General features: G+C 59.1%; 13 protein-coding genes. 2 read left to right on the top strand and 11 right to left on the bottom strand.

Annotation, left to right across the window (positions count from 1 at the left end):
• Positions 1 to 160: 160 nt before the first annotated feature.
• Positions 161 to 352 (top strand): type II toxin-antitoxin system YafQ family toxin, encoded by a 192-nt coding sequence (locus tag ACFFNA_RS35585; protein WP_378924606.1) that lies wholly within the window; start codon positions 161 to 163, stop codon positions 350 to 352.
• Here the strand turns inward: ACFFNA_RS35585 and ACFFNA_RS35580 are convergent.
• On the bottom strand, positions 332 to 574 hold the full coding sequence (locus ACFFNA_RS35580) for a transposase (RefSeq protein ID WP_378924604.1): 243 nt from the start codon (positions 572 to 574) through the stop codon (positions 332 to 334). The two genes, ACFFNA_RS35585 and ACFFNA_RS35580, sit on opposite strands and share 21 nt — an antisense overlap.
• A gap of 646 nt (positions 575 to 1,220) precedes the next feature.
• Here ACFFNA_RS35580 and ACFFNA_RS35575 point away from each other — a divergent pair.
• Positions 1,221 to 1,784: a PIN domain-containing protein gene (locus ACFFNA_RS35575; protein ID WP_378924602.1), complete on the top strand. Its 564-nt coding sequence runs from the start codon at positions 1,221 to 1,223 to the stop codon at positions 1,782 to 1,784.
• A 528-nt stretch (positions 1,785 to 2,312) separates the two neighbouring features.
• Here the strand turns inward: ACFFNA_RS35575 and ACFFNA_RS35570 are convergent.
• The 10 genes from ACFFNA_RS35570 to ACFFNA_RS35525 form a co-directional block, all read right to left on the bottom strand.
• On the bottom strand, positions 2,313 to 2,459 hold the full coding sequence (locus ACFFNA_RS35570; protein ID WP_378924600.1) for a hypothetical protein: 147 nt from the start codon (positions 2,457 to 2,459) through the stop codon (positions 2,313 to 2,315).
• A gap of 121 nt (positions 2,460 to 2,580) precedes the next feature.
• Positions 2,581 to 3,579: a hypothetical protein gene (locus tag ACFFNA_RS35565; RefSeq protein WP_378924598.1), complete on the bottom strand. Its 999-nt coding sequence runs from the start codon at positions 3,577 to 3,579 to the stop codon at positions 2,581 to 2,583.
• Positions 3,580 to 3,674: 95 nt separating this feature from the next.
• The gene (locus ACFFNA_RS35560) at positions 3,675 to 5,132 is read right to left on the bottom strand and encodes an AAA family ATPase (RefSeq protein ID WP_378924596.1); all 1,458 of its coding nucleotides are present in this window, start codon (positions 5,130 to 5,132) and stop codon (positions 3,675 to 3,677) included.
• Positions 5,066 to 5,677 (bottom strand): hypothetical protein, encoded by a 612-nt coding sequence (locus ACFFNA_RS35555; RefSeq protein WP_378924594.1) that lies wholly within the window; start codon positions 5,675 to 5,677, stop codon positions 5,066 to 5,068. The genes ACFFNA_RS35560 and ACFFNA_RS35555 overlap by 67 nt, the downstream gene beginning before the upstream one ends.
• Before the next feature lie 55 nt (positions 5,678 to 5,732).
• On the bottom strand, positions 5,733 to 6,344 hold the full coding sequence (locus ACFFNA_RS35550) for a hypothetical protein (protein WP_378924592.1): 612 nt from the start codon (positions 6,342 to 6,344) through the stop codon (positions 5,733 to 5,735).
• 464 nt (positions 6,345 to 6,808) lie between these two features.
• Entirely contained in the window at positions 6,809 to 7,822 is a 1,014-nt protein-coding gene (locus ACFFNA_RS35545) for a J domain-containing protein (RefSeq protein WP_378924590.1), read from the bottom strand.
• A 466-nt stretch (positions 7,823 to 8,288) separates the two neighbouring features.
• Positions 8,289 to 9,662, bottom strand: a complete 1,374-nt coding sequence (locus ACFFNA_RS35540) for a helicase-related protein (protein ID WP_378924588.1) — start codon at positions 9,660 to 9,662, stop codon at positions 8,289 to 8,291.
• A 253-nt stretch (positions 9,663 to 9,915) separates the two neighbouring features.
• Positions 9,916 to 11,343: an ATP-binding protein gene (locus ACFFNA_RS35535; protein ID WP_378924586.1), complete on the bottom strand. Its 1,428-nt coding sequence runs from the start codon at positions 11,341 to 11,343 to the stop codon at positions 9,916 to 9,918.
• A gap of 314 nt (positions 11,344 to 11,657) precedes the next feature.
• Positions 11,658 to 11,963: a hypothetical protein gene (locus tag ACFFNA_RS35530; RefSeq protein ID WP_378924584.1), complete on the bottom strand. Its 306-nt coding sequence runs from the start codon at positions 11,961 to 11,963 to the stop codon at positions 11,658 to 11,660.
• A 60-nt stretch (positions 11,964 to 12,023) separates the two neighbouring features.
• A partial coding sequence (locus ACFFNA_RS35525; RefSeq protein WP_378924582.1) for a hypothetical protein occupies positions 12,024 to 12,510 on the bottom strand: 487 nt, incomplete at its 5' end.

Here is a 12,510-nt window from a genome sequence, read left to right as displayed (position 1 = left end):
GTTCCATAGCCAGATACTTCATTCGCCAAGCGTCCACTTAATCTAAGCGGACACTATCGCCTCAAGCTACGCGTCAGTAGGCGGCCTCCAGCGTATGCATACGAAAGGACTGGGACCGATACAACAAGGCCGGGAAAATGGATATGACTAGCGCCATCGAATTGATGACGCTGATCATTCTGAAAAGGCGCGCTCGGCGCGGAATGGGGCCGACGACGAACCCTCAGGCAGAGAGTGGAAAGGGGCGATGGGGTCCCATATCGGTGGTGACTTTCTCCTCGTCCGTGCCGTCGATGACGACTTCGTCGAGTTTGTCAGGCTCGGCTCACATTCAGAGTTGTTTGGGAGATAGGGCACGGCGCCGGCGCGATCGACATCGCGATCCGCATGCCGAAAAAAGGGGGCGCGAACCAAGCCGAGCGCCAAAGGTGATATTGGTGGCGGTCCTGCGGAGGGTAGCAGTTGGGCCGCAATGCGGGCAGAGGGGATCGCCATTCGTCTTGGGCCACCGGAACTGGCGGAAGATCGCGTAGGCTTCCTCCTCGTCAATCTGGACGAACTGCTGGATGGACACGTCCCGGCATCAAAAGGGACTGGGACTCCGCCGAGCTAGTAGACAGGTTGAAGGCGTAACCGAACACGCCGCATCACGGCATTCCGATCAACATGCCATCCGGCGGCCTGATACGCGTTCATCAGTGATCCGAAATGCTCCTGGACCGTTCTGACGCAGGGAAGCGTCGGGTCCGCCTATATAAGCGGTCCAGAAAGAAATCCCTTCTCGGCAAGCAACGCCCGGAGACCGGACACATGAGTAGCTTGTCTCGAATTTGGCAGGCTGCGCTACCTAATGCCGCCCTGATAGCATGCGATCCTCGCCGTCAATTAGTCGAGATCAAGCGTCTCATCACCCATCGGTCCGCCCTTTAGCAAGACATCCCGACCGGACTTCCTCGGCCCAAGCTTGGACATTTGGAGCACGAACTGTCGCCGGCGGTCATGAATCTCTTGCGGCCCTCGTTCGGCCGCCGCCGCCAACAAATCATTGAACCTGGTCCTCGCCTCTTTGACGGTCCAGATACCGAGTTCAGTACGACCGCCACTTGCCCCGCCGCTCGCCAATGCACGCTCCAGTTGACCGCGTTTACTATTCGCCGGTGGTTTCTGATTTAGGCCTCGCGCATCATAAAGCAATCCTAGCCGCAAAGGAGCCCACCGGAATGTTTCTTCTCGACACAAATGTGCTGAGCGAGTTCACAAAGAAGAGACCGAACCGACATGTCCTTACCTGGGCAGACTGGGCGATGTCGCGACATCGGCTTGCAATCCCGTTTGGCGCCGTTTTCGAGCTGCAACGGGGCATTGAATCTCTGCGGTCGAGAAACCCAAGCCGCGCCCACGACCTCTCACGCTGGCTGAACGAAGTGCTAGAAACCGATATGATCTTCCTCGTTATGGATGCCTCAGTTGCACGGATGTACGCATCGATGACCACGGTCCCGGAGCTGAGGCATTTGTGGGTGCCCTCACCCCAGAATCATCGGCGAGGACCAAGCCAGGACCTTGCGATCGCGGCGACCGCAATTGTGTATGGGATCCCCGTCGTCTCCATCGACGTCCATGATTTCCTTAGAATCCATGCTCATTTTGAACTACCCGGCCTTTTCAATCCCATGGAAGAAACCTGGGAAGTGCCAATGAAACGAAACTTTGTGACAGGATTGGCGAAAGTCGGCGTAAGGTCTTTAGAGGCACCGAGCCAGCACCTGAGGTACTGCGCCTGACGCTGCCGTGCCTCAGCGCGCGCGGAGATAACTCTCTTGTATCCCGGTCGGACACAAGCGCCACAGACGCGGAGCTGGGGACCTTTATTGCGGTCACTGCGGAACTCTATCGTGGTTAGCGCCGCTCGACAGGCATAACGCCGCGCCGGTCCGCCACATCTTCGCGACGAGATGTACACCGGTGACGGTTTCGACTTGCCCGGATACCCTGAAGCCAAACGAGGAATATACTCCCGTTTTTGTTCCAGCATGGCCTCATCGAATTTTTTGATGACAAGCGCTTTTGGCGGAGTCATTTTCGTCAGGCGGCGGTGTCTCACCGCCCCTGCCCTTTGTTTTGTTTAAGAGCTCAGCCCGCGCGAGGCCAGATGATTGATCGCCTTAATCTAGACCCAGCCCTTTATCCAAGTGACTTGGAACGCCTGAAGTCAGTTTTCGACCAGCTTTGCCAAGAGGGCCTTATCCAGCCTGGGTCGCCAGAAGCCGAGAACATTGCCTCTGACTTGATTCGACTTTTCCAAGAAGGACTCAACGACGAAAACGGCCTGCTACTTGCAGCTCGGGCGCGGCGTCAGGCGTTGCGGCGAGCAGGCTGACCTTTTGCCGCCGCCCTAAAGAGCGCAGATAGGCGACGATCTCAGGAACGATGTCATAGGCCGGCGACAGCCCATCCATGTGGGGCCGCGATCATGGCGCGGTCGCGAGGATAGTCGTCCGAAATTCGAATCAGGGCATTGCAAGCCACGGATCGTTTGGTCGCTGTTGCTCGCACACGTCATCGGGCGGGGCTCCATTTTCACCTTGTAGAGCCATCCTTTGAGGGCCTTGCTCCAAGGGCGAATTCGATAGCTGGAACGACGTCCCTGACAAGCCATCCGCCGAGGTCGCTCGCGTCGGGCCAATCCTCGCGTCCGCCGAGCTTGTAAAGAGCCAAGGAGACCTTCCCCCATTGGCTCCCGTGCGGGAAGAGCGCCGAGTGTACTCGCCAGGTTTCGCTGCTTTGGGAGTTCGGCTCGACGAACAGCGCCAAGTTCTGCAATTCACTGCGCGCCCTTCGTGCGGGATGCTCGACTTTCGCGAGAAGCGCTCCCTTGGCGACATTCTTACCTTCGAAATGGGGCACGAGAGCCTCTTCGATATCGCTGAGCATAGCGCGAAGCCGCTCGATGAGGATGGGCACTCCGGTTTGGACTTTCGCGCGAGCCAGGGCTCTCAGGCCGTCGGCACCGGCGATATCGGCAGGGTCCGGCTGCGCGGTATGGGTTTCACCCGAAACCAGGGCCTTGATCTCGCGAACTGTCGGCCGTTTGCCCGCCTTCAGATCGGCAACCACGGAAGCGATGGCTTCGTCCTCTGCAGTCGCCAGCGCGTACATGGCGGCGGCCGGCATGCCGCAACCGACCAGAATCTTCCGATGGGCACGGAGATTGTTGTGAACCGCGATATAGTTGCCGGCCCCTCGCCGGGTTAGCCGGCATGCCTGCTTGGACCAGCGTTCGAACGACTCCTGGCTGGGCGCCTTGCCACGCACCTTCGCGAGCATCTCTCCGCAGGCGAAGACCTCGTCGGTCCTCTTACGGCCGAGAGACGCGAACATCTCCCGGGCCTCTTCGAACGCGGGCACCGCAGCTTTTGGGATCCCGAGGCTGTCGTAGTCGATTGACTGCTCATCGGTTTTCGCCGGGCCGGACTGGCGGCCATTCCGCTGCGTCGGCGTGGTTGCGGCGGCGTCTCCTGGCTGGGTAACCTGCTTAAGCTCCTGCGTGGCTTCGCCCAATGCCTTCGAACCGTCCATCAATAAATCTCCACATTTATGCTTGTTGAAACTACGGCACACCAAAACTGATGCCCGGCCCACGTGCCAACTGCCGTGACTTAGGACATATTCGTTTAAGGATGCAGCCGAATGTCGGGAAATGTTTTCCCGATTCCGAAACCAATCATAAGGCAATCCAACGCGCTTGGGCTCGCAATGCCTTGCACAGTCGGAGCGTCCATTCCTGCAAGCGCGCGCACTTCGTCGGCCAGCAATCTTCTTTTCGCAAAAAGACTGTCCGCGATTCTGGCCAGCTCCGTCGGCTTGGCCTCGAGCAGGCTCTTGGCACGAGCGAACTGAGCGGTCAGGACTCCTTCCACCCGCTTCCTGAGATCCTGGTCCATGTGCAACGTGACGAGCAGTTCCTGATCGGTCGTTCCCGAAAGGTACGTCAGCCCGCTCCCCAACCCGTATGAAGCCTCGAACTGCAGCGCCAGCAGAGTGGCTGCATGAAGGTCGGACCCCGTCGCTCCCCCTCCGCCGCCAGACCTCTGTCCGAGCACGACCTGCTCCGCGGCCAATCCGGCGAGTCCGATCGCGATCAGGTCGAGGAACTGCTGTCTGGTCCTTTCGGCCAGCAAGGGTCGATCGAACCTCGCCCCGCCACCCCTTTGCTGTTCGCCTTCGGACGGATCGAATGTATCCTTGATTTCCACGTAGACCAGATCTCCGGTGTCCAGCTCAAGCCCGACGACCACGTGACCTGCTTCATGAATTGCGGCGCGTCGCAACACGGCTTCGGGCACGGCAACAAGCTCAGGGAGTTGGGACTGGAGATCGTCGCGACTGATCTCCCGCCTGGCGCGCCTCGCGCGACGGCGCGCGTCACGGACCAGTTGTTCGAGGCGGGCTCCGGTCCAGCCTTCCGTCCGATCGGCCACCAGCGCCCGATCGCTATCCTCAAGTTTCCCTCCGAGATGGAAACGAAGGATCTCCTTCCGCGCCTCGGCGTCCGGCAACGGAATCTGGATATGCCTGTCCAGACGGCCTGGCCGTCTGACCGCCATGTCGATCATGTCCGGGAAGTTCGTCGCCCCGACGACAACCACACCTTCCCTGCCCGTCGCGCCGTCCATGCATTCCAACAGGCCATTCACAACTTCCCGGCTATAAGCGGCATTGTCGCCGCGGAACCGGGTTCGGTCTCCCACGGAATCAATCTCATCGATGAAGAGGACCGAAGGAGCATTCTTCTTGGCCTCGTCGAACGCCCCTCTCATCGCCTTCAACAGATCGCCGAGATGGCCTCGCGCTTGCCACTGTGCCAGGGATCCGACAACCAGGTGGACGCCGCAGGTCCGAGCCAACGCCTTAGCGAACATCGTCTTCCCGCATCCTGGCGGCCCCGAAAGCAGGACACCCTTGTCAACATCCGCCCATCGGATACGGCCAGCTTTCCAATCCAACAAGTCGGTCGCGAGTTCCCTGCCCCATTCGGCTGCCTCGCCCAGCCCGGGGAGATCGGCTAGGTACGGCTGCGCGGCATCCATGACGGGCCCGACCGCTTCCGGCCTTGTTGCGGCATCGAGCATCTTGAGGACCCGGTCGAATGGGCGACCTGTTCGCCACACCGCAGCGCCTTGAGCGGCGCAGCGGCGATCGCTTCCGCCTGCTCCGTGCTCATTTGCATGCCGTGACAAACCGTTGCGGCCGCAAGCACATGGCGAGGGTCCGGCGGCTTGATGTCCAGAACCGCATCAGCGAACCTGTCAAAGCCCTCTAACAGAAGATCACGCGACGTTGTCACCACCAACAGTCGGTCCTTCGTGGCGGACGCATCGAGGAGATCGTATGGCGCCGCCCGTTTGCCGCGCGTCGGTTTCAAGGCCACGATGTCGGTACGTTCGTGGTTTGCGCTGAATCCTCCGCCAAGGCTCTCCCCGAAGGCAGGAAATCTGCAGGCGTCCTCGTAGAATTCGACACTGTTCTCATGGGGCACGATAAGGACGAAGACGCCGGGACCGCCCTTGAGGAAGGTGCGCTGAGTTCGCAAAACGCGCATTAAACCGCAGTATGCGACGAAGCGCGCCGGCTTCGAAAAGAGCTTGCCACGTAGGCGGGGTGACATTTTCTTCATAGCTAGATTCCAGTTTGAAATGTGGTGTGGAGGGTTGGCGTCGCCACCCAATGCATCAGTCCCGGCGGCGGCGAACGGCCGTTTCCGGACCTATTCTGGCCTGGTCGAGCTCGACCTCGACGAAGCGCTGCAGGACCAAGGACGCCAGCCCCGCCATCGGCCGGGTTTCGCGGAAGGTGGCTAGGCATTCCCCCACGGACAGCGAGCCGGCCTCATCCAACGCGCCAAGCAACCGAATGCGGTCACCCAAGGGGCATTCCCATCGAGCGTATCTCAGCAAATCCTTGGCGTTGGAGAGGCGGACCCCGTCGCGAATGGCAGACTTTGGCCATGCTTGGTAGTCGCTACCGCGCTCCCGAGCCGCGCTGCAGAGCCAGGGATGTCCCGGCCCCGGCCCGGCGTCGACAAGCGTGTGCCGGCGGCCGCGCTTGATAAGGAAGTCTGGAATGTGCGCATCTCCTTCCGAAGTGAGGGCGGCCGGAAGGCACGACCAGGCGTCGACTTCGTCGTCAACGTCGAGGAGACAACCAAGGTCGCGCGCGAGCTGTGTCCGAAAGGCGGGCGGTCCCTGGCACCGGACGGTTCCCCGCGGCAAGAAGGCATTCGATTGCGCGCGACAGAGCGCGGCTTCAAGGGCTTCGTTCGGCTGGTATGTAAGGCTGTTCACTACTGCACCTGCGGACTCGTTCGAACTCGCCCGCAGAGAGCGGGCGCGGAACGGTCAGCGTATGAGGTGCGGGGCGGTTTTCATGTGAGAACGAATAGTGAACATAAATCTCGGCGTCAACAGGCATTTTGAATGAACGGCAAATGACGATCGTTGGCTCGCGTGCACACTGAACGACCCTTGGTGGCGACAATCAGAGATGACGCCTGCTTCGGTTCGAACAGAATATTGGACGCCGATCTGGAGTGCGCCCTTTGCAAAGGGCGCACTCCAATCTGGGGTCAAAGTTCGGCGCCGATTGACATCCCGATCCGTAGCTCGGATTTGAACCATCGTCGGAATCGCTTGGGCACCCCGCGAAAGCAGCAAGATCGCGCGTGGCTTTCCAGAACGGCTATAGAGACCGCTGGCATTGGCCAATTTGCGCGCCTGCCGACTCCTTCTAATGCCAACAAAGGGGGCCTTCACCCTAATACCTGAAGGCCTTCATCCCGTGCCCAATTCAGCATCTTAGCCCGCGATTCAGCCAGTTGCCTGAATTCGTCGTCGAGCTCCGCAACCTTATCGGGATGATTCTTCATCATTTTCGTTCGGTAAGCGGCGTTGATCTCATCGGCCGAGGCTCGAGGAGAGACACCGAGAACCTCGTGCCAAGCCCGTTTTGCATCACCGGACGTGTCGATATGCTTTCGCGTGGAAGCATCGTCCTCGTAGTCCTCACCATCGGAGATTTCTCTCGTAGGGCTGACTTCAAATAGCGCGAACTCTGCCCAGTGTTGCGCGACCTCCGCATGGGCAGACAAAATGCTAGCTGTCCGGGACCGATAGACCAGAAACAATACAACCGTGCTCGACAGCCCTGACAGGAACGCGGTGCCGTATACTGCGTCACTCATATTGCCTGGGTGCAATAAGACATGCTCCGCAGTGAACGTGCCCAGCTCCTTCCAAGGGCCTGCCACCAAGAAGTAGAACCCCACGAAGAGAGCCACGTACACGAACAGCGTCCGTCCTATAGCTGACCGTATTGCGGTTACGTGAATCCACTGCTGGAAGCTAGCAAGCGGCGCTGCACGTATCTCGCCGGCTATGCCCTGGAGTTCGAGCACTCGCGGCTGCAGCGACTCTTTCTCCGCATTTAGGCGTTTGCCCAACCTGCTGCCGCGGTGGAAGCTTCCATCCGCGTTCGTCATCAGATCTGCGTCAAAGGCCTCCTCCTCGATCTCGTCCAGGCGACCAATCTTGGCGGCGAGTTCCTCTTCAACGGCGGATAGGTTGAGAAGCTCAGGTTCGCCAGGCTCCTCGACCATCCGGCGGGTGCCCGCCTTTAGCTGGTACACGACAAAGGCCACTATCAGGAATGCTGGGGCATACACCGTCGCCGTGAGTAGGATCGTGAGAACGACGATCCCAACGACTACTACCGCACATATGATGAAGGTTAAGCCGCCATCATCGCTTTTTCTTCTTCTTGCCATTTAGGTCTGCTCGTCTCAACGCATGGAAATTATCAGCCATCCCAAAGCGAGGACAACGCAAAGGTAGAAGTAGAGGCTGTAAAGAACCTGGATCAAAGGCACATTTCGGCGCCTAGCGCTGCCAAATGCAGACGGGATGGGCCCGGGCCACATATACTGCACCCAAAGTATCAGTTTCCCAGGCCAGCAGAGCACCCACCACCAAAGCGGGCGTTCACTTACCTTTGATTCATCGATTTTCGGGAGTGCAGCAATGGCCACCCGGTCCAGCAACTTCTTTTTTGACACTGCGCCCCCGCTCGTGCACCAACCGGACGACGATAGCAGAAGCCTAACCCTGCATCTATAGTACTCGCTTCTCGATACTTCACTTCCGAGCAGTGTTTTGCCGGCTGGAACCGAGAAAACTGCTATCAAACTATCTCATTGACGAGGTTCGAGAAGAGCGCGGCCTTGGGGTCGGCTTTCAGCCTCCACGCGAATCGAAGAGGCCTTCCGCGATCGCTCCGATCTCTTTCCCAATGTTTGAGCGCGCCTTGGCCCACAACCTTCTCAGCAGGTACTCCGGTACCATGCTGTCAAATTTGGCTGTTTCGAGATTTTCGACAAACGCCGAAATGGACTGAATATCCGGTGGGCGTTCGGCTACCTGTCGAAGAACCGCCTCGGCTTCCGAAGGCGTAGTTTCCAGCACCGTCACGCCGACTTCGTGCACCGCGCATTCAAGGCCTGCCGAAACCAGTGTGAAGGCGAGAACGGCATTGGCTTCGGTACCTCTCCAGGTCAGGACGTGCGTATCCTTCCCTGCTGGCAGGAATCTGGTCCGCCGCAGTCCGAGCTCCAGATAGGCGTCCCTCCCCTGGCGCAGGAAGTCGCCAGCGGCGGCGTCGAGATAGGCAGGAATGTCGTCGCCTTCCAGGACCGCTCGCATCTGGGCCGAGAGCCTGTCATGGACGGGTTCATTCATCACGTGGTCGAACTGGGGGATCTTTCCAGAACGATGCCGCTCGACCTCGAGCACCTTGCTGCGGTCGTCTACCGATGCGATACGCCAGCGCTGCCCCGCGAATGCAATCACCACTCCGACTGCGACCGGATTCGAGATCGGGATGGTGCCGAGCGTCCGCCCGCCGGATACGATCCGCCACTCCTCGTCCGTCGAGAACACGGCGTAGAAGTCGCGGCCGGCCGGAAGCCGCTCCCCAATTTCGCCGAGCATGATCGTACCATCAGGCGCCTGCTCCAGCAGCCGATGGTCCGACGAAGCCATGCCGCGCAGCAACTCGATGTAATCGCCCTTTCCCAAAAAGGAAAGCGGACCCGCCGAGCATATCGTCTCGAAAAGGCGATCTGCGCGCAGCCCGCCCTCTTGTGCGATCAGGGACAGCGTTTGGTGAAGAGCGACGGTCGCAACGGCGTCGACGATGGAAGGTGGCTCGACGAACTTGGCGACGAACAGGCGCACGGCTGCCACGGCACGCACGGTCTCCAGCCTCAGGTGATCGAGTGGGTCGGAATCCTGTCCGAGATTGCGTTCCCGCACATACATTCGAAGGATTGCAGGGACGCTGTGCCGCCGGCCACTGCGTCCCAGACGTTGGCGAAGCGACGCGAGCGACCGCGGCGCCCCAACCTGGGCCACGGACTTGATCGATCCGATGTCGATGCCGAGTTCCAGCGTCGTCGTCGCGACCGCTGTCGTGGGCAGGTTGGACTGCTTCAGCCTGTCTTCGAGTTCCTCCCGCAATTCCTTCGACAGGCTGCCATGATGGGGAAAGAACTCGTTCGGAACAGCGCCATTCTCGGATCGCGTCCGCAGCCAGAGATTCCAGACTACCAATCGGCCGTGCCCCTCCCGCCATCGTACAATGGAGGAGTGGCAGGTCGTGGTGTTCCGGACGTAGCCGCGGCTGCCGGGGCACTGCCGGGCTATCGCATCTTGCTACCTGGTCAAAAGATCGTTAAATCCGGCACCAGTGCCGTAGCGCCATTTTGGGCCGCCAATAATTGCCCAGCAGTAGGTAGCAAATGCCACCAAGCTGAATTGCTGATTTATCAACGAGTAAACCTCGTTTTCACTGTCTAGATCGACCTTATGGATGAGGCGCAGTCTTTGGGAGCGGATGCCTGGTCAGGTCATCCAGTCGTAGAAGGTGTATAGACCCGTCGGTCTTTGCCAGTTCTTCGACTTCCGCACGGAAGCCGTTCCGGCTGAATAACAGATAGTGCTTGCCTTTTTTCGCTGCGCCATAGGTCGTCTGCTCCGAACGTTTTCGCAGGGTTTCGAGCATCGCAATATCCATCGCCTGCGAGCGCCACTTGCACTCGCCGTAGAAGAAGGAGCCGTTCAGGGTCCGTCCTGCAACGTCGATGTCAAAGTCCGCATGGCCCCAGACGCTTCCGACCTCCATCGCGGGAGAACCGAGAGATTCCTGAGCGTTCGCGCGAGCATGATCCACGCACATGCGTTCGAACGCTCCGCCCATGAATTCTGGCAGCCTTGACTCGATCACGTCTTGGTATAGCTGTTCGCCAAAGCCGCTGTTGATCGCCGAAAGGTTTGGACGGACGAAATGATGCCAGAAGGCCATCAGGGGATCATTCAGCGTGTAGCGGCGGTTCCTCGCCTTCTCGCTTGCGTCCAAGGATTTGTTCACGTTTACGAGATCGAGCCTCGAAAGCTTCTGGATGTAGGGAGGCAGGCTCCCTGCATCCACCCGAAGCCTTCCGGCGATCTCGCTTGATGTCGTACAGCCATCCGCGATCGCGGCCGCAATGCTTGAATACATGCCCGGATCTCGCAGCTCGTTTTGGAGCAGCGTCATAGGTTCGTCCACCAGTGCGCCTGTTTCCGTCAAGAGCAGGTCCACCACATTTTGCCTGAGGCTCTTCTCCGGGTCGCAGAGCTGCAGGTAGTGGGGGATTCCCCCGAAAATGCCATAAGCCTCGATGGCTTGGCGCGAATTGTATTCTGGAAAAAACAAGGCGGCGTCCCGCAGCGGAAGCTGCTTGACCTCGAGCGTCATCGTCTTGCGGCCATAAAGCGGGTTCCGCTCTGCGAGCAGCTCTTCCATCTGCGCTATAGCCGAACCGCAGATGACAAGCTTGAGGTTCCCTTTCCTGGCGGCACCGCCATCCCAGAATTTCTGGAGGATCGAAGGCAGTGCCTGCTCTTGGTCGACGATATATGGAAACTCGTCGATAATCACGGCAAGCCCCCTGCGGCCGCTGCCAGCGGCGCCCGCCACATAGTGGAGCACCCCCTCCCAAGACTCGATAGCCTGGAGTAGCGGGTCGCTTCCAAGGACACGTGCCGTTTCGGCTTTGAAAGCTTCGAGGTTCAAGGTCGACGAGACCCGCGTCGCCTGGAAATAGATTTCGTTTGTCCCGTCAACCGCTTCCCGCAGCAGCCTTGACTTCCCGATCCGCCGCCTGCCATAGGCCACAATCAACGATGGCCGAGGAAGGGCAAGCTCCTTGCGGATGAGTCCAAGTTCGCGTTCCCTGCCGATAAACCTCATCATCCGCCCCTAGCATAACCGCGATTAGCATAATTGCGGTTAGTATAATCATGATTATGCTAATTTCAAGGAGGAGAATGCCGATCCGGCTTGAGGTGGATTGAGTTCCGGAGCTCTCATGAAATAAGCGGCACTAGGTCGCCGAGCTCGCCTGGCGCGAGGACAGTCGCGAACGGAGCAACGGCGAACAGACTTTCACGCAGCTGCGCACGGCGCTCGGACGGCCTACCTCACGCTATCTCTGCGGCTACTGGCAGGGTAACGAGCCCCCGGACCTCATCTGGGAAGGCTGATTGATTTCAGCCTATCAGCGCTTATGGCTTGCGTTCGATGGCATCGACTCGGTCGGCGAGTTCATTGAACTTGCCTTCTATGCGGCCAAGAGACCCATCGATTGAAGTCTGAATGTTGGCAAACCCACCACCGAACTCCATCTTGATCGTGACTTCGAGATCATCGCGCAACTCAGACTGCCGCCGTTCCACCCGGCGAGAGAATTCAAATGCCTGCAGTGTCAGAGATCGAACATCCGCGACCTCTTTCCGTAAATGACGTGTCTCATCGACCAGGGTTTGAACCTGTTTCGACAAAAAGCTCAAATCAACGGTCGTCCCAGGCATCGTGTTGCTCCGCTTTCAATATACGACATATATGCGGGCGACGAAACCGACAACGGGCGTTCACCGAACCGCGACCTGCCATAGCTTCTTGCGGCCATCGATCGTGCCTGCACTGTGCACCCGACCGATCTTTGCGAGCTGGTCGAGGACTGGTGCCAGCCGGTTAGCGATATGGGACACCCTGTTGTCGTCCTCGGATAGCCCGAGTTTCTCTGCAAATCGCGCGGAACATTCTGCCGTCGACAGAGGTTGGCGCGCGTCGCGCAGAATTTCTAGGATGGTCTGGCGCTTGTTCAGGCCGCCCATGAGCGTCGTGATCTCTGACCGCAGAGACACACCTCCCTTGGCAAGACGGCTGCTCTGGCGCACCGACTGAGCGGCCGATGGCGCATAGCCAGGCTCATAGATGACGATCACACTGTCCAGCGCGGTCATGTGCGCCTGAATCGTAAGCGCGTAGGCATCCCCACGTAGCGTGCAGGCGGTTGATCGCTCATTTTCAGCATGAATCATGCGGAGAATCCTGTGAGCGACAGTATGAGCCATC

It is taken from the genome of Mesorhizobium kowhaii, assembly GCF_042431665.1.
Classification (GTDB): Bacteria; Pseudomonadota; Alphaproteobacteria; order Rhizobiales; family Rhizobiaceae; genus Mesorhizobium; species Mesorhizobium kowhaii.
Note: the sequence above shows the minus strand (reverse complement) of the source record. Positions and strands in the feature narration are given on the sequence as shown.

Coding starts and splice junctions, on each gene's coding strand:
- ACFFNA_RS35575 (WP_378924602.1), top strand. CDS start 1,221: ATGTTTCTTCTCGACACAAATGTGCTGAGCGAGTTCACAAAGAAGAGA.
- ACFFNA_RS35570 (WP_378924600.1), bottom strand. CDS start 2,459: ATGGATGGGCTGTCGCCGGCCTATGACATCGTTCCTGAGATCGTCGCC.
- ACFFNA_RS35565 (WP_378924598.1), bottom strand. CDS start 3,579: ATGGACGGTTCGAAGGCATTGGGCGAAGCCACGCAGGAGCTTAAGCAG.
- ACFFNA_RS35560 (WP_378924596.1), bottom strand. CDS start 5,132: ATGCTCGATGCCGCAACAAGGCCGGAAGCGGTCGGGCCCGTCATGGAT.
- ACFFNA_RS35555 (WP_378924594.1), bottom strand. CDS start 5,677: ATGAAGAAAATGTCACCCCGCCTACGTGGCAAGCTCTTTTCGAAGCCG.
- ACFFNA_RS35545 (WP_378924590.1), bottom strand. CDS start 7,822: ATGGCAAGAAGAAGAAAAAGCGATGATGGCGGCTTAACCTTCATCATA.
- ACFFNA_RS35535 (WP_378924586.1), bottom strand. CDS start 11,343: ATGAGGTTTATCGGCAGGGAACGCGAACTTGGACTCATCCGCAAGGAG.
- ACFFNA_RS35530 (WP_378924584.1), bottom strand. CDS start 11,963: ATGCCTGGGACGACCGTTGATTTGAGCTTTTTGTCGAAACAGGTTCAA.